The 24137-nt window shown below is 40.7% G+C and carries 14 protein-coding genes; all 14 read left to right on the top strand.

The window, feature by feature from the left end:
• The first annotated feature begins 310 nt into the window (after window positions 1-310).
• The 14 genes from IIC38_12660 (at window position 311) to IIC38_12595 (ending at window position 24057) form a co-directional block, all read left to right on the top strand.
• The gene (locus IIC38_12660) at window positions 311-1330 is read left to right on the top strand and encodes a zinc-dependent alcohol dehydrogenase family protein (GenBank protein MCH8126796.1); all 1020 of its coding nucleotides are present in this window, start codon (window positions 311-313) and stop codon (window positions 1328-1330) included.
• Window positions 1331-1472: 142 nt separating this feature from the next.
• Window positions 1473-2999 (top strand): T9SS type A sorting domain-containing protein, encoded by a 1527-nt coding sequence (locus IIC38_12655; protein MCH8126795.1) that lies wholly within the window; start codon window positions 1473-1475, stop codon window positions 2997-2999.
• 398 nt (window positions 3000-3397) lie between these two features.
• Window positions 3398-6088, top strand: coding sequence for a TonB-dependent receptor (locus IIC38_12650; protein MCH8126794.1), 2691 nt, complete (start codon window positions 3398-3400; stop codon window positions 6086-6088).
• A gap of 38 nt (window positions 6089-6126) precedes the next feature.
• Window positions 6127-9390, top strand: a complete 3264-nt coding sequence (locus IIC38_12645) for a hypothetical protein (protein ID MCH8126793.1) — start codon at window positions 6127-6129, stop codon at window positions 9388-9390.
• 179 nt (window positions 9391-9569) lie between these two features.
• Window positions 9570-10604: a PorV/PorQ family protein gene (locus tag IIC38_12640; GenBank protein ID MCH8126792.1), complete on the top strand. Its 1035-nt coding sequence runs from the start codon at window positions 9570-9572 to the stop codon at window positions 10602-10604.
• Window positions 10605-10641: 37 nt separating this feature from the next.
• The gene (locus tag IIC38_12635; GenBank protein MCH8126791.1) at window positions 10642-13665 is read left to right on the top strand and encodes a DNRLRE domain-containing protein; all 3024 of its coding nucleotides are present in this window, start codon (window positions 10642-10644) and stop codon (window positions 13663-13665) included.
• A gap of 91 nt (window positions 13666-13756) precedes the next feature.
• A complete protein-coding gene (locus tag IIC38_12630) occupies window positions 13757-15064 on the top strand; it encodes a hypothetical protein (protein ID MCH8126790.1) in 1308 nt (435 codons plus the stop codon).
• 1 nt (window position 15065) lies between these two features.
• Complete coding sequence (locus tag IIC38_12625) at window positions 15066-16451, top strand: hypothetical protein (GenBank protein ID MCH8126789.1); 1386 nt, start codon at window positions 15066-15068, stop codon at window positions 16449-16451.
• A gap of 19 nt (window positions 16452-16470) precedes the next feature.
• A complete protein-coding gene (locus IIC38_12620; GenBank protein MCH8126788.1) occupies window positions 16471-17394 on the top strand; it encodes a glycosidase in 924 nt (307 codons plus the stop codon).
• A gap of 3 nt (window positions 17395-17397) precedes the next feature.
• A complete protein-coding gene (locus IIC38_12615; protein MCH8126787.1) occupies window positions 17398-19878 on the top strand; it encodes a glycoside hydrolase family 2 protein in 2481 nt (826 codons plus the stop codon).
• Window positions 19879-19909: 31 nt separating this feature from the next.
• Window positions 19910-21013 carry a sn-glycerol-3-phosphate ABC transporter ATP-binding protein UgpC gene (gene ugpC, locus IIC38_12610; GenBank protein MCH8126786.1) on the top strand — a complete coding sequence of 368 codons (1104 nt, stop codon included), beginning with the start codon at window positions 19910-19912 and terminating at the stop codon, window positions 21011-21013.
• Between the two features lie 687 nt (window positions 21014-21700).
• A complete protein-coding gene (locus tag IIC38_12605; GenBank protein ID MCH8126785.1) occupies window positions 21701-22123 on the top strand; it encodes a BlaI/MecI/CopY family transcriptional regulator in 423 nt (140 codons plus the stop codon).
• Window positions 22116-23453 carry a M48 family metalloprotease gene (locus IIC38_12600; protein ID MCH8126784.1) on the top strand — a complete coding sequence of 446 codons (1338 nt, stop codon included), beginning with the start codon at window positions 22116-22118 and terminating at the stop codon, window positions 23451-23453. Before IIC38_12605 ends, IIC38_12600 begins: the two co-directional genes overlap by 8 nt.
• Before the next feature lie 259 nt (window positions 23454-23712).
• The gene (locus IIC38_12595) at window positions 23713-24057 is read left to right on the top strand and encodes a hypothetical protein (protein MCH8126783.1); all 345 of its coding nucleotides are present in this window, start codon (window positions 23713-23715) and stop codon (window positions 24055-24057) included.
• The last annotated feature ends 80 nt before the right edge of the window (window positions 24058-24137 follow it).

Here is a 24137-nt window from a genome sequence, read left to right as displayed (position 1 = left end):
ACAAATCAGGGAGTCGACGGGACTGGGACCTAATAAAAACTAGAGAATCTTCGCCTCAAACCGACAAGGAAAACAAGCTTAATAAACTCGAAATGCTAATATCAAAATCCTAAACAAATTCCAATGATCAAATTCCAAATACACCAAACAAAACGAAGAAACCTATTGAGGAGAGTAAATCAATTATGCCCTGTTTTTAATTTTGTACATTCGAATTTTAAATCAAAATAATTTTATTTCATCGCAAAAATATTTGACTCAAAATCAAAGTTGTTTTTCTGATAAAACATTTAATAGGTTTCATTGATAGATGATGCAAGCTGCTCTATTTGAAAAAGCATTCAAACTGGATTTAGTGAATTATCCTTTAAATAGGATGGGAGAAAAGGACCTTCGCATTCGGGTTGAAACTTGTGGAGTTTGTCGAACTGATCTGCATATCTATTCTGGTGAAGCTCCAGCCAGTCCGCCAGTTATTCTTGGGCATGAGTATGTTGGCGCCATCGTTGAAATAGGTTCTAAGGTTTCAGGATTTCAAATCGACGAGAAAGTTGCTGTCGATCCTAACATTACTTGCGGTTATTGTTCTTTCTGTAAAAAAGGTAAAGTGAATCTATGTAAGAACCTGGAGGCATTGGGGGTTAATATAGATGGCGGGTTTGCAGAATATTCAATTATTCCGGCCAGCCAGGCCTATCATTTGCCTGAAGATTTTCCAGCCAAGAGGGCTGCTTTTGCCGAACCCCTATCCTGTTGTCTGCGAGGAATTCAGCAAGCATCCATCGAAATGGCGGACTCAGTTGCAATTGTAGGTGGGGGAACGATCGGATTACTAATGCTACAATTAGTGCGATTAAGCGGAGCTGCAAAAACAATCCTTCTTGAACCCATTACTAGAAAACAAGAGATTGCAAAACAATTATCTGCTGATTTTGTCCTCGATTCGAATCAACATGATGTCGTAGACAAATTGAGAGATATCACCGAAGGTGGGGCAGATGTCGTAATTGAGTGTGTAGGATCTTCTAAAGCTGCTGAACTGGCGGTTAAAATTGCAAAACGAGGTGGAAGGGTTGTTTTGTTCGGATTAGCTGAAAGAAACGCTACAATAGAGTTGAACTTGCAGGATTTATTTCACCGCGAGTTAGCCATAAAGAGCTCCTTATTAAATCCTTTTACTTTCCAGAGAGCTGTTGATTTACTTATTTCAAACAAAATCCGGGTAGAACCTCTTGAGCCAGTATCTGTAGAACTCGAAAACATACCACAGCTTTTTTCTCGGTCATGGAATTCATCCATAACAAAATATCAAATTTTTCCATCTGCTTAAAACTTTAAAATTTAAAACTCTTAAAACAAGAAAGGAGGTAACAAATTAGCTGCATGTTTCCTTTTGTCTATTCATAAAAGGAATGGAAGGTTGTGATAATTCATGGGCTTTATTAACCTGTAAAATATGGAGGTAGTAAGTAATGAAAACTCTTGGGAAACTATTTTTTATTTTGATTTTGTCATCGATGTTTGTTGGCTTATCAAATGGTTTTGCTCAAATAAACTCAATTGGCAGCTTTGAGGGTGATATGCCATCTTACTGGACTAAGGGCAGCGAGTCTGGTGCGACCTTGACATGGGCGAAGGATGAGTTTCGTTCGATGGGTCGTTCCCTGAAGATCCACAAGCCAACGGCCACGGCTGATTCGGCTTCCTGGATTTCCACAAACATGGTCGACTATTGGTCGCCACGACACTCAAAAGATGTTGATATCAAGATTGGCGCTTATATCAAGACCATGAATGTCAACACGAATCCTACGACGGATGATGAGCGTTGGTGGATCTCCTATTCATTTTGGGATGAAGCGGGAGCTCTGATCGGTGAAACCAAGCTTCCTATCGACCAAAGCGTTGCCAGTAGTTCTGGTTTTGTTGCGGATACAAACGCAGTTGGTGAAACGATCTTACCGGTAGAAGCGTGGACCACGATCATCAAGTTTGTTGGTGGCAAGGATGCGACCGGCACAGTTTGGGCGGATGATTTTCTTCACGTAGGTCGTGGCGGCCAATGGGCCGGGCAAAACTGGAACCAGTCCGTCGGAGTACCGGAAGGCTGGTTGTACTGGTTTCCGCCCATCGGTGGCAACGATGGCCGCATTGAAAACGGCTTTGAAAACACCATTGTGACAGATGAAGAAGCTTATCACGGATTAAACTCCTTGAAGTTTGATTTGCCGTTTGACCGTATACCACATGATGCCTGGGTAGGTACAAAACGATACTTGATAAATAGTGAGAGTGTTGCCCCTTCTGGTACATCGATCTTAAATGATATATCAACATTATCAGGTGTAAGTGGCGGTGATGTGCTGAGAATAAGTATGTGGCTAAAGGCCAGCAGTTTGGTGCCTGATTCTGCCGCAGCTTATCCTGGTACCTGGTCTGTTGGGATAACACCGATTTTTCACAGCGGTTATCGAAACAATGACCCATATGATGAAATTGGCGCCCATGATTGGGTATATACCTTCCCACCTGTAACCGAATTCGGCTGGACACAATTTTATATCGATGTTACGGTTCCGGATGACCCAAATGTAAAATCACTATCGGTGAGACCGCACGTGTATTCAAGATTCACAGGTACGGTTTATTATGATAATTTGACTGTGGAAAAGTTGAACATCACGGATGTTGACAAGGGAATCACTTTAAACGGACTTCCCAAAACCTACGAGCTGGGAAACAACTATCCGAATCCCTTCAACCCGTCCACTTCGATTCAATATGCTTTACCTCAGGATGGGAATGTTCGTTTGGCAATTTACAACGCACTTGGCCAGAGGGTTAGAGTGCTTGTGGATCAGGCTCTTCCTGCTGGACGACATGAGGTGGTTTGGAATGGTAAGGACGATCACGGCAAAACTCTCGGATCTGGCATCTATTTCTACCGTCTAGAGATCGGCAGAATTGCTTTATCCAAAAAGATGCTTCTAATGCAATAGTATTGTATTAATTTGGCGTGGGGCGCCGTAACATTCTGGCGCCTCAACGTCAAATTTTAGGCTCAACCTAAAAACGAGCGCTTTTCAATATTAAGACAGATCAACAAGATGAAAAAAGATCATCAAATTACAAATGAAATAAGGTCGTTCCTTAATAAAACCATTAAAACGGTTATAGAGTTATTGTTTATTTCTTTTTAACACCCGACTTAAATCGGGTGTTAATAGGATTTTTAAAAGGGTTTCAACCGTTTTGGCGGTTTTTGAATTGAAGATAGAGGAATTAATTTATTCTCCAAATGGTGGATGTTCCCTTTTTTTATGAGTTACCTTTGATTTGATAATTCAGTTTGGATCCTTACTTTGAAAAAATGAAAGTAAAAGTGAAATTCCATTTTATGTCGATTCAAAAACTTCTTTGGAAAGTCTCTTCTTATAGCTTAGTATTTCTGGTTGTTGCAACAACTGCCGCATGGGCTGGAACTACGGGGAAAATTGCCGGCAAAGTCTTGGACGCGACGACCCAAGAGCCACTCATTGGGGTGAATGTCGTTCTTGTAGGGACCAACAAAGGGGCAGCTACCGATTTAGATGGAAATTACTTTATCTTAAATATTCATCCAGGTAATTACCAATTAAAAGCCATGGCCATTGGCTATACTTCTTACATTGTAAATAATGTCAAAGTCTCCATAGACCTGACAACACGGGTGAATTTTAAGCTGGAACCTGCGGCCATCGAAATGGGTGAAGTTATAATAAGCGCCGAGCGGCCAATCGTCCAAAGAGATTTAACATCAACAATTGCTAAGGTGGACGGCGATCAAATTGCCATGCTGCCTATTGAGGATGTGGCCACGGTCGTAAACCTTCAGGCAGGCGTGGTTAACGGGCATTTTCGTGGAGGCCGGTCGAACGAAGTCAAATATTTGATTGACGGTGTTTCCGTAGTAGATGTTTTCTCAGGTGATTTCTCCATACAGGCCGAAGTCAATGCAATAGAAGAAGTGCAAGTACTCACTGGTACTTTTAATGCTGAGTATGGTGAAGCGCTTTCCGGTGTGGTGAACCAGGTTACCAAAATTCCAAAGGATTATTATTCGGGGCAATTTTCCGCATATAGCGGTGATTATGTGAGTGGTCGAAGGGAGGTCTATAGCAATATTGATGATATTTCACCATCCGATATATACAATCTCCAGGGCAGCTTAAGCGGTCCTGTTCCCGGCCTTAAGAATCTGTTGAAATTCTTTTTGTCTGGGCGGTATCTAAATAATGATGGTTACCTTTATGGCCAAAGGATTTTCAATCCCTCCGATTCCTCAAATTTTTCCGCTAATGATCCACAAGAATGGCATGTAGGTTCGACTGGTGATCGGGCATTTGTCCCAATGAATTTTAATCAGAGGCTGACTTTGCAGGGAAAGCTTTCGATAAAAGCGGGAGCTGCTAAAGGAATTGTTTTACATGGATTTTATCAAAAACGGGATTACAGAGATTACAATCATCGATTTCAATTAAATCCGGATGGGGACTATCTACGATTTCAGAGGGGATCGTTGTTCAGCGCCGGTTACACACATGTCTTCAGCGGTTCTGCTTTCCTGGACCTGCTTGCATCGGTTTTTACGACGAAATACGAACAACGGGTGTTTGAAAATTCCCTTGATCCCAACTATGTCAATCCTGAAAGAAAACGGGATGTAAGTGGAAATGCTTTTCTGAGTGGGGGCACTGAAAACTGGCATTTCTCACATCGCACTCAAACCAAAACAGGCAAAATAGATTTTGTCGCCCAGATTTCACATATTCACCAGGTTAAGACCGGTATGGAAGTGAAATTGCATAATTTGAATTACGAGGATTTTCAAATCCATGTAGACGCTTCCAGTGGATTCCAACCTGCGCTATCGCAGCCTGGCAGCTTCGATTTCAATACATATGAAAACAATCCTTATCAATTGGCTTATTATATTCAAGACAAAATTGAATTAGAATACCTGATTGTAAATGTCGGGGTTCGTTTCGATTATTTTGAACCAGACGGCGTCACCTTTAATGATCCTGACAGTATAGACATTCTGGATGATCTGAAACCGCCTTATCCAGGGAACCTGTTTTCCAAAGCGACAGCCAAGTATCAAATGAGTCCCAGGATCGGTATCTCGTACCCAATCACAGACCGTGGCGCTATTCACATCTCCTATGGCCATTTTTTTCAGACCCCACCATTTGAGGCATTGTATAAAAATCCAAATTTCAGGATTCCATTGACTGGAAATTTCCCGGAATTCGTCGGTAACTCTATTGGCAATGCTGATTTGGAACCACAGAGAACGGTTATGTATGAAATTGGTTTACAACAGGAGGTGGCTGAAAATCTTGGCGTAACAGTCACGGGCTACTACAAAGATATGCGCAATCTCCTGGGAAATGAAATTCACATAAAGAATGATTTTCGAAAGTTCAGTAAATTTATTAATCGCGATTACGGCGCAGTGAGCGGCATAACTGTTTCGCTTGAAAAACGGTTAGATGAAGGTTTTGGAGCCAATCTTGATTATACCTACCAGGTTGCGGAAGGGAATGCCTCGGATCCGAATGATGATTTTAATAAGGCCCAGGCAAATCCACCCATTGAAATCAATAAACAACTCGTGCCTTTAAACTGGGATCGCCGGCATTCTCTCAATTTTACAGTTACAATCGGAACTCCGGGTGATTTCATCACAAGCTTTATCGGACAGCTAGGTACTGGACTTCCGTACACACCATCGTTGCAAAATCAAAGGACTGGGTTGGAAAATAGCGACAACAGACCTTCTTTCTTTAATGTTGATCTTTACATGACCAAGCATTTGAAGTTATCAGGTCAGGATTTTTCCCTATTTCTTAAAGTCTTCAACCTGTTCGATAATTCGAATGAAATTGAAGTTTTCGGGGATACGGGTAGAGCGGCGTATACGCTCGAATTGACGCGAGCGCAACAGGCTCCCCGTGGTGTTAATACGTTGGAAGAATTTTTTATACGGCCTGATTTTTATTCAGCGCCGCGTCAGATTGTTCTGGGTTTTAAATATTCATTCTGAAATTTTATCTAAATATATCAAGAGATTTAGGAGACATTTTGATTCGGCTAGTACTTACAAGAAAAAAATTAATTTTGGCCCTCCTGTTTTTGGCCGTAAACATATTCTCCGGATATGCGTCCGCTCAAAGGCTGGTAGATAAGAATAAAGGTGACCACAGGCATACCAAAAAGGGGATTATGGACGGAAATCTTGTGGAAACAGTTTATTACAATTTCGGTGAAATTGCTGATTGGTTAAACGAACCGAGCCGTAGCGGTGTGTGGCCGAAAGGTACAAACCATACTTATGTGGATGGTATCGCAATCATTGTACAGGCTGAAGCTATAGATCCACGGGGGAATATTATTCATCCATTGGAAACCAACTATTATGAATTTACACGGCATGATCCTTCAGCTGGTGTAACCTATGGCTGGTGGCCTTTGCCTGGTTATGCAAATCCTTTCCAATCGAATCCAGCTCAAAGTAACCGGCCGCAAACATGGCCAACCCATTGGCCTGACCGCCCAAGCGATTGGGATGGCGTCTGGAATGGATTTTTCGGTAAAGGTGTGCAGAATGCAGATGTGGAAACCTACTTCGTCTTTGATGATAATGAAGATCGCGAGTATATCCTTAAGAATAATTTTTATCCTGATTCTCAAGATACGACTCGCGGTGGATTAGGGATGCAAGTGCGTGTGCGTGGCTTTCAATGGTCACAGGTTCTTGCAGAGGATGTAATTTTTTGGCTGTACGAGATCACTAATATAAGTAATACGGATTACGAAAAAACGCTCTTTGCACAATACATCGATTGGGGAATAGGTGGACATGATAACTCGTCAAATAATGCTGGAGATTATGATGACATTCTGGATATTTCATATGCATGGTCTACTGTACCCTTTGGCAGTCCTGGAAGTTGGCGTCCGGTCGGGTTGGCGGCTTATGCGTTTCTGGAAAGTCCGGGAATATCGGATGATTCTAAAGACAATGATATGGATGGATTGACCGATGAACGTCGAGATAATGACGCCAAAAATTTTATTGAAAGTCCTCTCGACGATCCCTTTTTAACAAATGTATTCCAGGACACCACAAATTTTCGACAGTTTTACGGATATTCCTGGAGACCTCATTGGGATGCTGATGAAAATGCCAATTGGCGGACATTTCTCGATGTGAACGAGAACGGTGTATGGGATAAAGGGGAACCTCTCAACGATGATGTCGGAACGGACGGTATTGGAGTATTTGATGAAGAATATACTGATCCTGATCCAGATGGTACTGAAGCCAACGGCAAACCAGACCAGGGTGAGCCCAATTTTGGTATACTGGATAAGGATGAATCGGATCAGCTTGGTCTCACGGGATTTTTGATATTTCCGGTTCATACGCCGTATGATCTGGATAACGATGAAGAAAACTGGGGCGCTCTTTCTGCATTGCCGGCACCACACGGGCAATCTCTTGTTGGTGTAAATCTCGCTAATTTTTTTTCTAGCTATTTATTCCACCTTTTTGGCAGAGACACCTACAGTGCTCTTACAGGAGAGAATCAGGAGGTAGGAGAGACCGAACGGTTCTCAATGGCGCTTATATTTGGCATAGATAGGGACGATATATTTCGCAGGAAAAGGACAGTACAACAAATCTACAATGCGAACTATCGTTTTGCAAAACCGCCGGAGAAACCTATTATTAAAGTTGTCGCCGGGGATAAACGAGTGACACTCTATTGGGATGATCGGGCAGAATTCACTTTTGACGCTTTTTATCAGAAATTCAATTTTGAAGGATACCGTATCTACCGAAGTACTGAACCTAATTTCTTGGAAAGTAAATTGATAACCGATGCTTTTGGCAAACCAACCTTTCGCAAACCTCTTGCACAATTCGACTTGGTAGACGGCGTAAAGGGCCTTCACCCTATTGATGTGAATGGAGCATTGTTCAACCTGGGTAATGATTCAGGTTTACGGCATTCCTATATTGATACTACAGTCCAGAATGGTCAAACCTATTATTACGCTGTCGTTGCGTACGACCAGGGATTTACAACGACGACAATAGAGGGTGAATTTTTAGGAATTCCGCCTTCTGAAACGACGAGCATCATAAAAGTCGACATTTCCGGTCATCTTGAAACTGATATCAATACTGCGGTAGTCACCCCACATGCTCCAGCAGCAGGTTATATAGCCCCGGAAATCAACCTTCTATCACATATAGGACCCGGGACAGGACAAATCTCTTTGCATGTGCTTGATCCTGATTCTCTAAAAGATATGCACACCTATTTCTTAGAGTTTCAAAACTCTGCTGTTTTTCAAAATGATGCAAATCCGTCTTATCGTTTAATCGATTTCACATCAGGTGATACGCTTATTAATTTGACATCACTTATTTCTGAGGAAGAACAAACACCGGTGCTGCATGGATTTGCCATCGACATTGATAATGACGCAAATGTCGTAATTGATAATGATGAGACCGGTTGGAAAAATGGGGATAGTAATTATATCGTCCGGGTTGGATTTGATTCACGATTTGCACCGGCGTATAATTCAAAGCGAGTGCCATATCCGGCAGATTTTGAAATAACATTTTTGGAAGCCGGGGAAGGGGATATGTCGTTTCCTGCAACAGGATTTAGCAAGCCACAGGCTTCAAATATAGTTGTCCGAAATACCACCGAGGGCATCGACAATTTCCAGTTCATCTTCAGAGACGTCAACTCTGATGAATTATTCAATGCTCCGGATGCGATTTTTTTCGTTTCCGGGAATGCATTAGGAGAACCCGCAACTTCTTTTTCAAATTTAAGAGTTGGATGGTCTGTCACTTTCATCGAGGACACAACCATAACCCAGACAGAACAAAGAACTCCACAACCTGGTGATGTTTTTAGAGTAGTTATCAAAAAACCTTTTCGCTCAGGAGAGTATTTTGAATTTTCTACAAAAGCGCCTTCATTCGATCAGGAAGTTGCAAAATCAGAATTAAATGACATTGCTGTGGTACCCAATCCTTATGTTGGAGCTGCATCCTGGGAACCCCAAACTGCAAGTATCGGGCGTGGAGTAAGGCGAATTTACTTTATTAATTTACCGAATGAATGCATTATTCGGATTTATACGATGGCAGGGCGCCTGGTGCAAACGTTGGAGCATAAAAGTGCATTTAGCAATGGACAGGAAGCCTGGAACCTGGTCTCGAAAGATGGTATGGATATAGCTTACGGCGTCTATGTTTTCCATGTGGACGCTCCGAAAATCGGTTCTAAAATTGGCAAGTTTGCAATTATAAAATAGCTGCATAATTATAAGGAAACTTCTGATAAATAAACAGAATGTCATTTCGACGATGCGAAGCGAGGAGAAATCTTGTCTTCGAACAAATCATATTCGGAATGTGATCATAAGATTTCTCGTCGTAAACTCCTCGAAATGACAGCAGAAAGTTATTTTTTAGAAGGTTCTAAAAGGAAAATATGTATAGACAATTATTGATTTTATGCATTTGTTGCTTTTTTTCAAACTCATTGTTTGGACAGGGTTTCATTACGGATGTTTCAAAATCTGGAACTTCTGTTGCGACATTCTTAGAGATTGCCATCGGGGCGCGGGGTGTTGCAATGGGCGGCGCTAACGTGAGTATAGCGAATGATGCTACTGCGCTCTATTGGAATCCTGCAGGAATTACAAGGCTGGCTGGCAATGATGTTGTAGCGCTCCATACGCGTTGGATAGCAGGCACCAATTTCGATTTCTTGGGCATCGTTGTGAATATGGGAAATTTTGGCAGTTTGGGATTTAGCTTCACTGCCCTGACCATGGATGATATGGCGGTGAGAACCGTGGAAATGCCAGATGGCACGGGTGAATTTTTTAAAGCCGGCGATATTGCCGCCGCTGTTTCTTACGCCAGACAATTAACAAATCGTTTTTCGATTGGTCTTACGGCAAAATTTATTCAACAAAATATCTGGCATGAAAGCGCTACAGGATTTGCCCTGGACGCGGGAACCACTTTCAGGACTGATTTGTTTGGAGGCATGATCATAGGCGCGTCTATTTCGAATTTTGGAACTAAAATGCAACTCTCCGGCCGTGATACCAGGCTCTTTGGCCGGATCGATGAATCGAAGTTGGGCTCAAATGAGCGAATTCCGCAAAACATCGAATTGGATTCCTGGCACTTACCGATTTTATTTCAATTTGGGGTATCTACAAATTTGATGGCTCGAGGAGATTACCAGTGGATAATTGCAATTGATGCACTCCACCCTAGTGACAATTATGAAAGTTTGAACATTGGAACAGAAATCGGATTTCGGGATTTCTTTTTCCTCAGGGGTGGATATCAGTCATTATTTTTGGATGAAGCCGAAGGAGGATTGTCATTCGGGATTGGTACAAAATCCAAAATGCTATTTCGGAATGCTGAAATTCGCGCCGATTATGCATTTCGCAATATGGAAAGGTTGGATAGTGTGCATGTGTTTTCTCTCGGTTTAAGTTTCTGATGATATTAATATTATCAAAATTCCGTGCAAACTTGTAATGAGACCTGGCTATCTAACTGGATATTTCTCCTGCCTACTTCTATTACTTTCTTTTGATTCACAGATTTATGGTCAAAGTGCTTTTCTTTTTCAAGATGGTCTGAACGGCTATTTGGGCTGTAGTGACGTACATATATTTGCCGATAAACCAGGTTGGAATACGGGTAACGAGCCCCTTCTTGAAGCTACCGGCAATGGTGGTTTGACCGATGCCAAACATACCCTTATTCGATTTGATCTTAGTTCTATACATTCATCTACCCAAATTGACTCAGCTTTTTTATCTCTGTATTTTTATGCCAGGCGAACTCAACAGACAGGTAATAAAACCCTGGCAATCTATAAATTAAATCGTCCCTGGGGAGAAGGAACAGGGCTGGATCCCGGCGGTCTGGATGGACGCCCAGCGGTTTCCGGTGAAACAAACTGGCAATATGCAATGTTGGATAATCAATCATGGGCCATCCCCGGAGCGGATGGAATACCGATTGACAGATCTGCTGTGTTGCAGGATTCCATCGTTTTTACACCAACTCATAATGCAAAAACCTGGCATAATTGGAATATTTTGGAGTTATGTCAATTTTGGATCAATCATCCCGACAGCAATTTTGGTATGGTGGTCAGGGAAACGAAAATCTCAGCTGAATGGGGAATCCTGGATTTCGCTTCAAGCGAAAACCCTGAACCTGGCATTCGGCCGCAATTGTTTATTCAAGCCGGCGCCGCTGACCAAACTATTGTTCGTAGTGTATCGGAAACTCACTCCTCCAACATCTTTCGTGTAACTGCATGGATTTTAGGAGATGAAAATCAAAATGGCACTGCGACAATTTCGTACAGAAAGGTCGGTTCATCAGACTGGTCTGAAGAAAATTCTATGGAAAAATATCGAACGTATTATGCTGCCGACATTAAAAATCTATTAGTAAATACTGCTTATGATATACAAGTTACATTTCAGGATCCCGATGGAATTCAGGGTGAAAACCCGGTGTTATTGTCAAATATTCTAACTGGCTCCGGCTTGAAAGGGGGATTCATCAATTTTGCACATCTGGATTTTTTGACTGAAACGATCCAGGTTGACGGTGATTCAATGGCAATCGTTCATATCTATTCCAGTTTCCCTGATTATACGTGGCTCGGTGACTCGGATGAGGGCATCGCTGCTGTGGATGACGCCGCCCGCGCTGTTGTGGCTTATTTGATGCATTTTCAAGAATCGGAAAGCCAAAGTAGTTTGAACAAAGCGACCCTTCTTCTAAATTTCTTGTTCAGAATGCAGGATGCGGATGGCGGTTTCTATAATTTTATCTGGCCAGATTTTTCGATCAACAAGAATGGCGGCACGAGTAACAACAATAGTTTCAATTTCTGGGCAAGTCGAGCTTTATGGGCAATGGGATTTGCCTATAATACTTTAGCGAAATTAAATGTAGAATTCGATTTGCGAACTGAGCTGGAAACCCGCATTAGAAAAGCAATTAAAAAAGCAGATTCTTATACCTGGAATGCTTATAACTATGATACAATACATGGTTTTCAAATTCCGGCGGCGTCCTGGCTTCTAAATAATGGAGCGGATCAATCTTCAGAAGCGGTTTTGGGGCTTGCATACTACTATGAAATTTCACAAGATCCAAGGGCTGGGGAACTTTTAACAAGGCTTTGCGATGGGATGGCTTTATTCCAGATCGGGGATGCTCTCGAATATCCGTTCGGAGCGCACTTGTCCTTCGTTCCGAATATTTATCTTTGGCATGGCTGGGGTAGTCGTCAATCGCAGGCGCTGGCGCTTGCCGGAAGAATCATGAACCGCGAAGATTGGATTCAATCGGCAAAAAATGAGGCCGATAATTTTTATCTTCACATTCTCACCTCGCAACAAATTCACGAATTGCGCCCTGGACCCATCTTCTATCCACAGATTAACTATGACATCAGTCCCATCGTCGGTGGATTGATGGAGATATTTCGAGCGACTGGGGAAGAAAAATATGCCAGGTACGCCGGGTTATTTGCTGCCTGGTGGACTGGGAACAACCCCCAATCATTTGCTATGTATGATTCTACATCAGGACGAAGCTTCGACGGACTCGAAGAAAATGGAGTCAACTTGAACAGTGGGGCCGAGTCTGTAGTAGAGTGCTTGATCGCTTTACAGGATGTTTATTATAGTCCGGCTTCAATGCCGTTTTTATCCTATTCGAGCGTTGCGGATAACCGCTATTTACTCATGGAAGCTGAAAGCTATTCCGGGATTGTAACGGGTCCGCCGCAAACAATATCAGCCCGAAATCTTGGAAATGCGCAATTCAGCAATAATCGTTATTTACAATTAACTTTTCGTGATCGAGTTAGATATGAATTTTTCGTACCCGATCCATTCAATTGGTCGGGAGAATACCAGCTTTATGTTCAATTTGTACATCAAACAGGTGGAGCTAACGAAGTTGCAATTGATGTTTCCTTCGAGAATGGCCAGGTTTTATCGTCTCTGCAGGGTGGCGCAACCAGCCAATTTTTATGGGTTGATCGAGTCGGTTCTCCAATATATCTTGGTCCAGGCGCTCACACAATGGAAGTTTCCTTCTCAGGCGCCAATATAGATAAGAGCGCAAAAGTTGATTTTTTTCTGCTACAACCTGTGGATCAACGAAAAGTATTTGCCAATCCAACCGGAGATACCCTTTCGATTACCAGGTTTTTTCCATTTACAGTTGGTATTGACGAAGATGCTAGAGATCGAAAGTCAATATCCACTGTTTTATGGAGAAATTATCCTAATCCATTTAATGAACAAACCACTTTTTCTTTTGAGTTGGGAAAAGATAGTTATATAACTTTTAAAATATATAATCTTCTCGGCAATGAAGTAGAGACATTGATTAATCAAAAAGTCGCCGCAGGTTACCATAAGGTTGCATGGGAAGCAAGTCGGTATCCAAGTGGTATCTATTTTAGTTTATTAAAGACAAAATCACAACGTTTCAGCCAGAAAATCATTTATCTCAAATAGGATCATATGTTAAAAAAAATCATTACCTATGTATTTTTTCAAAAATATTTTATTCGGAGTATGGCTGCAACCGGGATAAAGGAGTGAGTTTATGGTTTTTAATAAAGAGAGAGTGAATTATGGTCAAGTGCTTATTTATGTAGCCTGCTCCATCCTTTATTTGAGTTGTAGCAATCCTAATAAATCAATTGTTTCCTTGAGTAATCTTGCTCATCTAAATCGTCTTTATGAAGAAATTACAATTGATGGGCATGAGATAGCAATTGTACACATCTATTCCGAATACCCGGATTATGGTTGGGTTGATGCCGGGGATGAGGGGATCGCTTGCGTGGATGATGCAGCGCGAGCAGCGGTCGTTTATTTACGGCATTTTGAATTTACCGGTGATACGACTAGTTTGCAACGGGGCAGAAAATTGATTGACTTTTGTCGATTTATGCAAGATGATGATGGTCAATTCTATAATTTTATTTATTCAGATTATTCGATAAATCAAAAAGGAAAAACCAGTTTCAAAAGTCTCGGCTGGTGGGCAGGTCGAGCAATTTTGGCGATGGGAGAAGGATATCGAGTTTTTATTCAGCAGGAACCAGAATATGCGACTCTATTAGGGAAACATATTCAGATGACCTTTTCACACATCGACACGCTTTTGACGAATAATGCAAATATTGATACCGTCGGTGGTTTTTTAGTCCCCCAATGGCTGCTTTATAACTCGGCCTCGGATGCAACTACAGAACTTGCGCTGGGTTTGGCCAGTTATGCCAGGGCTTCAAATGACGAGCGTGCAATAAAATATTTGGAACGATTTGCCAGTGGTATGATTGCTATGCAACTGAGCAATCCGGAAGAATATCTTTACGGGGCATTTTTATCGTGGAAAAATATATGGCATGGCTGGGGTAACAGTCAGACACAGGCTTTGGCGGAAATATCCAGGGTAATTCAGAATCATGATTTTTTAAATGCCGCTGAACTTGAAGCGCAGTATTTTTATCCTTATTGGATATCTCAAGGCTGGCCGCGTGAAATCGAACTGAGCAGGACTGACAGTTTGCATGCTGTCAGGGTGGATTCCTTTTCCCAAATTGCCTATGCACTACGGCCTATGATCGTAGGTTCTCTGAGACTGTTTGAAATTACCGGTAAGGAAGAGTATGCCGAATTAGCTGGTGAATTGTCGACATGGTTTTTTGGCGCCAATCCTGCACAAGCTGAAATGTATGATCCAAAAACCGGACGATGTTTTGATGGAATCCTTTCCAGTAAAGAAATTAATCGCAATGCCGGCGCGGAATCCACCATTGAGGCCTTATATTCAATTCTTGAAGTGGAAAACAATCCAATTGCATTCAAAAAACTGAAGGGATATTTAGATCTACGAGATAATTAAATTGATAATCAGGCAATTTATTTTCTATTTATTCATTCTTTTAGGGAGTTTTGGCTGTGGCGCCCAGATCGAATTGGAAGAAAATGTTCTTGCTAAAGTTGATGACAAGATTATCACAGTCGATGATTTCATCAAGCGCGCCGAGTTGACGCCACGGATAAGAATATTCAGTGTGAATGGGTATTCCGGCAATCGCGCGCTTTTAGAGATGCTGATAGGTGAGAAGCTGTTTGCTATCGAGGCTATTCAATCCGGATTAAACCTGGATGGTGAATTCAAAAGGAAAATTAGTATTATTGAATCTCAGGCGGTTCTGCGTGAATTGTACGCCGATGCAGTTATGAACCTCGTTAATATTGAGGAGGAGGAAATTCACAAGGCATTTGATCGTTTGCAAAAAACCATCGTGATAAAGCATTTCAGCGCCGAGACGCATAAAGACGCAGTTAGTTTTCGCGAACTGGTTGAAGATGTTGGTTCTTTCGATGCAGCGCTGCGCAAAAAAATGGGTGAAGATTACGACGAAAAAAGTCATATCGCTAAACTTACATGGGGCAAGGTTAATGAAAAATTAGAGAATTCAATCTATAAACTTAAACCCAATGAAGTGTCAATCCTCGAAGTAAATGGCGGGTACCTTGTTCTGAAGATCGACAATATTATCGTAAATCCTCTCCGGACAGAAAGTCAGTTTTTTCAAAAACGGAGTGAAATAACCAAGATCCTTCGAATGCGTAAGGCGGATGCACAGTCGGATAAATTCGTGGATGATTTTATGAAGAGAAATGGTGCAAAGATAGAAGGTAGAAACTTTGGTCTGCTTGTCCGCGAAATCGAAAAAAATGTTAAAAACATTTCATTAAAACAGCCGGAAATAGCGCCAATAAAGTTGATGTCAAGTCTGGGTGAATCAGAATTAATCCGTCAAAATTGGAATGAAGCTGTTGCAAGCTTCAAGGATGGAGTTATGACAATTGGCGATGTTGTTCAGAAATTGTCTAATCGTCCGAACCCGATGGATAAACGTTCCATCACCGATGTAAAAGTGACTTTTAGCAACATTCTACTTGAAATAATCAGGGATGAATTGTTGGCGCGAGAGGGAGTTCGCCGGGGTTTGCATAAGCGCAAAGAAGTTCGAGACGAGCTTCGAATTTGGCGTGACTATTTTTTGTATAATGGCATGATAAACAGTTTGGATATGAAAGCTCAATCTTCAGAAGACATTGTTTTTTCCGAAAAACTACAAAAATTAAAAACACAAATTCCGGTTTCAATTAATATGAAAAAATTAAATTCAATTAAGCTGACTGACATTCCTTTGCTTGCGGTACGGTCGGGGCAATCAAATCAGTTAGCTGTACCACCCTGGCCACAGGTTTTCTAATTAAGGAGTGTTATTCTAAATGTTCAAACTGAAGCGAAGTGATAAGATTATTTTACAACCAATCAAGGAAAATTCATGGGAATCACAGGCAGCCTTCAATCCTGCTGCGATTCGAGATGGTGATTCTGTTCATTTGCTTTATCGAGCTGTCGAGGGAGATAATTTTTCAACGATTGGATATGCTCGTCTTGATCGGAATGGTGAAATTCGGGAACGCCGACAAAAGCCCCTGATAAACCGAGAGTATGATTATGAAAAACAAGGAGTTGAAGATCCAAGGATATGCAAGATAGATGACTGTTACTATATATTATATACCGGATATGACGGCCAAACCTGTCGTGTGTGTTTGGCGTCCACATATGACTTCAAAAAAATTACTAAACATGGTGTTGTTATCCCAGATATTTTGGACAAGGATGCAATGTTTTTTCCAGAACCGGTTAAAGGTAAACTAGTTTTGATGCATCGCATTGAGCCTAATATTCAGATCGCGGAATTTGAGGATATCAATCACCTCCTTAAAATCGATGAGGGATTTTGGCCCCATTATTTTTCTCACCTGGATGATTTTACGATCATGCGTCCTTTGTACTCATGGGAAGCTGAAAAAATCGGTGGGGGTGCGCCGCCAATTAAAACAAAAGAAGGCTGGTTAGTTATTTATCATGGGGTGGATCGAGATTTAATCTACCGAGCCGGCGCTGCGTTGTTAGACCTGGAAAATCCAAATAAGATCTTGGCCAGGTTTCCGGAACCCATCCTTGAACCCGAACATGATTACGAGAAGCAAGGTGATGTGCCTAATGTTGTTTTTCCCGAGGGCGCCGTTGTGTTTGATAACCAACTACAGGTTTATTATGGCGGGGCGGATAAGGTTGTCGGGCTTGCCGTTGCCAATCTTGACGAGCTCTTGCAAGAGTTAATGAAATACAAGGTTTAATGTTTGATTAAAATGCATATTTCCACTTCAAAGCTATTATTGAATGGCGCTTGGTTGTTCCAACCGGATTGGAATTCACCGAACATAAAAACTTTACCGAAAAAGTTATTGAGCCCGGATGAGTGGCTGCCGGCCGTAGTCCCAGGCAGTGTTCATACCGATCTTATGAAAGCAGGTAAGATTCCGGATCCATTCGTTAATGAAAATGAAAATATAGTGCAGTGGATTGCGGAGATTGGATGGAAGTACCGGCGAGAATTTGAAATGGATCGCGAAATTCTTAGTGCGCCAATAATCGAATTATGCGCTGAAGGTCTCGATACTTTCGCCCAAATTTATATCAATGGTAAACATGTTGGGGAGACAAACAACATGTTTATTCCAAATCAATTTGATGTAAAGTCCTTACTCCATGAGGGGAAAAATAATATTGAAATTATCTTTGACTCGCCCATTGATCAAGTAAGGAAACTTGAGAAGAAGCACGGTAAACTGAATGTCGCCCTGGATAGTTTTCGTGTGTACGCCCGCAAAGCGCAGTACAGTTTTGGTTGGGATTGGGGACCAAAGTTGGCTACCAGCGGTATTTGGCGGCATATCTATTTGGCTTATGGAAATATTCTCTTGCACAATCTTAAAATTAATTCCGACCTGGATGCTTCATTAAAAGAAGCGACGGTTCAGGTTGAAGCGGAAGTTTCTTGTGTTGCAGTTAAATCGATCGAATGGAAAATAACGATTGAAGGACCGGATTACTGCTCAACAGTAGAAATACGAAGCGCCGCCGGTAAACAGGATTTCCAATTCAAGATAGAAAACCCAAAGTTATGGTGGCCTAATGGATTCGGAGAACAATTTTTATATAATGTGAAGTTTAGGATCAGCATTGAAGGAAAAGTGCAGATCAAAATTGACAAGAAAATCGGATTGCGCCGGGTTGAATTAGAGCGAGAGCCCGAAAACGGCGGCGAATCATTTCGATTTCGCATCAACAATGTAAAGGTTTTCTGCAAAGGGGCAAATTGGATCCCCGCTGATAGTTTTCTTCCGCGAATCACAAAGGATAAATACCGAACCCTCCTCACCCTGGCCAGAGATGCAAATATCAATATGCTGAGGGTATGGGGCGGCGGGATTTACGAACAGCCAATTTTTTACGATCTTTGTGACGAACTCGGTTTGATGGTATGGCAAGATTTCATGTTCGCATGCGGCTCATATCCTGAATATGAACATTTTGTAGCAAATGTTAAGCAGGAAGTCAGGGTTATTTATCGCCAGCTTCATTTTCACCCGAGTATCGTATTGTGGTGTGGTAATAATGAAAACGAATGGATATGGCGTCAGGAATCCGGGCGCCCAGTGGGGGAAATGCCTGGAGAAAAATTATTCAGCGAGGTTATTCCAAATATCCTTTTTTCTGAGCGCTCCTCAAATCCTTATTGGCAGAGCTCGCCCTTTGGCGGTGAGGATCCCAATAGCGAAAGCATTGGCAATCAACACAAATGGAATATGTGGAGTGGATGGGATTCACCGACCGTTGTAAAGGACGATAGAAGCCGATTTGTAACAGAATTTGGCTTCCAATCCCCAGCCTGTCTGCCTACATGGCAAGAGAATATTGACGCTGAGTTTCAAAATCCACAGCATCGTGTAATGCAACATCACAACAAACAAATTAAGGGGTCTGAACGGTTGCACCATTACATTGCCGAGCAGCTTACTGTGCCGGACAACTTTGATGAGTTTATCTACTATGGCCAGGTGATGCAGGCGGAAGCTCTAAAATATTGTATTGAGCATTGGCGCCGTCAGAAGTTTTTGACCTCAGGCGTGTTATTTTGGCAGCTCAACGATTGCTGGCCGGTAACCAGCTGGTCCATTATCGACAGCGAATTAAGGCCTAAGGCTGCATATTGGTATACCAGGCGGTTTTTTTCTCCACTCATTTTGGCTCATAAAGAAAATGGCAAGTATTTAGAATTTTATGCTGTTAACGATAAAAAGGACGCTAGCGCTTATGAATTAGAGGTGTGCAAGTTCGATTTTTATGGAGAGTCTAGTGTTATCTACCAAAGTAAAACTTTAATTCCAGCTAATAATTCGATTCCTTTGGTAAGTTTTCAACAAACGAACTTGAATATAACGGACCCCAGCCAGCAATATATTCGCGCACGGTTGATTGATGGCGACAAAACTCTCGCAGTAAATCGCTATTTTTTCAAACCTATAAAGAACCTATGCCTGGGAGTTCCAAAATTAAAAACGAACCTGTTGACTAAGAGTTGTGGACAATGGCAGTTAAATATTACTTCTGATTGCTTTGTGAAAGCAATTTGTATAAAACTTGCGAATGAGCAATTTCAGTTATCAGATAATTTCTTCGATTTAGATGCAGGAGAGGTTCGATCTCTGGATATTTATTCGCCTGATCAAACCGCAAATTTATTAATTTCTGATATTTCATTTCAGTGGATTGGATAGATCTTAAGATGACTAAATTATTGGAGTCGAAATGGCCAATGTAGTTCTGAAAGAAGTTTGCAAAACATATGATAATGACATCACTGCCGTAAGCAATGTAAATATTGAGGTAAAAGATAAAGAATTTATTGTACTGGTGGGTCCATCCGGCTGTGGTAAGTCAACTACTTTAAGGTTAATAGCAGGTCTCGAAGAAGTAACCAGCGGCGAGTTATATATCGGGGATAAACTCATTAACAAAGTGCATCCTAAAGATAGAAATATTGCAATGGTCTTTCAAAATTATGCGCTCTATCCACATATGACTGTATTTAAGAATATGGCTTTTGGACTCAAATTACGCAAAGTTTCAAAAACGGAGATCCAGCGAAGGGTAAAAGAGGCGGCAGATATTTTAGGTATTTCTGAATTGCTTGAGAGAACTCCTAAAGCTTTGTCCGGTGGTCAAAAACAGAGAGTTGCGGTTGGCAGGGCTATTGTTAGAAACCCACAGGTTTTTCTATTTGATGAACCACTTTCAAATTTAGATGCAAAATTGCGGGTTAAAATGCGCACCGAGATATCAAAATTATATAACAGGCTGAACACGACGATGATTTATGTGACCCATGACCAAGTCGAGGCGATGACTCTGGGGAATCGGATCGTTGTAATGAAAGATGGAATTATTCATCAAATAGATACTCCTCTTAATTTGTACAATTTTCCGAAGAATGAATTTGTAGCAGGATTTATTGGCAGTCCTGCTATGAATTTCTTTAGCGGGAAAATTAGTAGAGAAAATGGTATTTGGTTTCATGAAGAAACCCTGAGATTAAAGATTCCCCAAAAGTTTGAAAATAAGTTGGCCGATTATTTTGACAAAGAAATAACGTTTGGCATTCGGCCTGAAGATATTTATGAATCTTCTACATCTAATAATTTAAAAGATAAATCTGAAGTAAAATTAATGGTTGAAGTCGTTGAGCCGATGGGGAGTGAAACGTATCTATATTTTACAACAAGATCAAACACCCTCGTCGCCAAAATAAGGACTCAAAATATACCTTCGGTTGGCCAGAAAGTTGATTTAGTTTTTAACATGGCAAAAGCGCATTTTTTTGATAAAGAAACAGAGGAATCCATCAGAATTTAATATCTATAATCCTATTGAAAAATGGGGAGAAATCATTGGGGAATAAGCTGTCTATATTTTTAATCGGAGCTATGGAGCTGTAGTAATTTCTTTGTCTCAATTTGGGGCTGTCCAAAAAGCTCGTAAAGAGTCAGTAACGCGACATTCATGTCGCCGAGCTTGGTTGGGGCTAGTTTCTCGACATAAATGTCGAGTTACGTATTTCCATGACCCTTTTTCAACAACCCCCTGTTGAATGCAATATCTGCAAAAACACATTTTTCATAGGATCATTCATGATCCTTGATTATTACCAGCGTTGTCGTTTGCGGCAACGCGAGGCTGGCGACGATGCTTCTTTACGATACCGTAAACGGTATCGCTGGATTCTCTCAGTAGGGGAGGTAGAATGAATTCTATTCTTAAAATATGTTTATTACGATTTATATCCCATCGGGATAATATATTTGTAGCAATTCTATTCTTTTAGTCCTGTTAATTAAAGTCCCTAACGGGACTTTTTACTGAAATTCTACTAATCCTTTAATCTATCTGGTCTTCAATTTTAACCAACACGCCGGGAAACGATTTTAATAATAAGTACGCATTTTTATCACGACCCTAAAGTACTCTCTTTTGAAATACAATTTACGAAACAATTGTTACTACATGACGTAGTAAGCTGAAATTGGAAAACAATCGGTACTTATGAAATATTCTTTTACATTTGATCCACATAAAAAAGGTGTCCGCAAAATATTGGGTGATCTTGAAGCCGATATTATGGAGGTTGTCTGGTCAAAGACTACTATCACAGTGAGAGAAGTTTTTGGAGAACTGAAAAAAACCCGAGAAATCGCATATACAACAGTTATGACTGTGATGACACGATTGGCTGAGAAGGGGTTGCTACAAAAAATAAAACAGGGTAATGCATTTGTATACAATGCAGCAAAATCAAAAGCTGAGTTTACGAAATCAACTATAAAAAAAGTGATTACAGAACTTCTCGCTGATTTTTCGACACCCGCAATAAGCCAGTTTATAGATTCGATTGATGATTCTCAGCCAGAAAAAATGGATGAGCTTGCTAGATTGATCGAGCAAAAACGGATGAAAAAAAATGTTTGAATGGCTTAATGAACAATATTTAACACTGATTACAAATTACCAAATCCTAATGTCCAACCCCACCAGGTGCGGGACTGTCGACATACTCAAGATTTTCAGTTTCACACTTTTTTTTGTTCTTTTGATCAAGACAAGTATTCATTTGATTTTATTTAATTTACTCAAACATAAATTTACGCAATATACGGAAAGTTCTCATCCGAAACTGTATAAGATATATCAACATGCTGTCTGCAAATTCCAAATAGGAAAAATTCCGCCACTTTACCAATTTAGTAGAGTTCGACCTCTAATTTTTACAATTGGCACTTTTAAACCAGCCATTTTTATGTCTCATTATTTGGTGGATAAATTATCTGCAGAAGAACTGGAAATTACTTTAGTTCATGAATTGACACACATTAAACGGCGAGACAATGCTTTAATATGGTTTATGGAACTTTTCTTTGCATCAATCCCATTACTCATTATACAGGTTTTTGCCTTAAGCTTTACATTTAGTATCGAAAATTCAGTCTATGCCTTATTAGGTGCGTTAACATTTATTTTAGTGTTTAAATTAATTTTATGGAAACGAATTTTGTTTTTACGTGAGCTTTCTTGTGATGATGTGTCTATAGAGATAACTAAAACGCCTCTTACCCTTGCGGCTTCACTTGTAAAAGTATGGAAGTTAGGACATAAATTACCCCGTTATCACTGGCACAGCGGCTTAGGGTTCGTCCAAGCATTTCTACCTACATGGATGAATTTCGAGTTTCGCGTAAAGAGGCTTTTGGATTACCATAAACCACGATTAAAATTCTTATTAGGAAAGACTTTCAAATTTGCTGTAGTTTTAGTTTCAGCTTTCGTCATTGTCTTTCTTTTGCAGTTTTACTCATTAGGAGGCAATCAAATTGGAGATAATTTACAGGCTGGAGTAATTCCCGTTCTCGGTTCTGTAATTTCTTGTGCTGCTTCTGACAATTTTAGTGAACTATCCAACAAGGTTATTCAGGAAGCTCGTTTTAAGGAAATCATCAGTATTTATAGTCGTGCAATTTGGAATAAAGATGCTGATAAATTACAAAAAATATTGAGTGAAACAATTACTGAAAAATATTCAATGTCCTCCGCACTACTCATCGACCAATATCTCAATCAAAAATACGGCAGACTTATTGAAATTAAAATTGTTGAGATCATAAATGAAGATCAAGCTATTATTGAGATTCAATTTGAACGAGAAACATTTAGTCTTCGAATCATTTTGAATGAAGACAATCAAATTAAAGCAGTCGGGTATATCTCTGTTAATTTGAATAAGAAATCGCAAATAGACGGTTAAATTTTTTTTGAGTTTATTTACTACATGTTGTAGTACTAATACTAACTTAGGGGCATTATACATTGTCTGTTGAAACTAGATTTGAAAAGACAGGAACACTTAAACCTCCTGGTTTAATTGGGCGAATCGTTCGGCTTTTATTAAGTATATTAATTCTTTAATTCTTTACTTATTCGTTAACCTGATAGAGTGGGAATGGCTTAGCCCTAAAAACACTAGTGAGTTTATTCGGTGGCAAGCTCCTGGTTTGTTTTGGGTAGTGAACTTCCTGATTTTCTTTCTTTTATTTCCATATGTTGTTAATATTGGTTTTGGGGTCAACTGGAAGCGGAAACCTCAGCTCATCTTTATCATTACAGTCGTTGGTTTAGGGCTGTTTACTTTGTTTCAATATGGCAGCTTATGGTCACCTGCACTAGGATGGCTTTTGCTTATTTGGCTAACATATGTTGCCGGACACCTTGGCATATCGTTAATACTGGCAAGCATATTAGCAACTCCCGGCTGTGAAATGAGATCGATTCCTCATTTATGGACAATATTAAGTGGCCGTGAGACCAAGGAACACTATTGCCCTGGTTCCTTAGATAAACTGGATAAATAGGAGGCAAGGATTAGGGAATAAGGAAAAAGGAAAAAGGAAAAGGTAAAAGGTATGAGGTATGAGGTATGAGGTATGAGGTA

This window comes from candidate division KSB1 bacterium, from assembly GCA_022566355.1.
GTDB lineage: Bacteria > Zhuqueibacterota > JdFR-76 > JdFR-76 > DREG01 > JADFJB01.
This window is presented reverse-complemented; position numbering and strand designations above follow the sequence as displayed.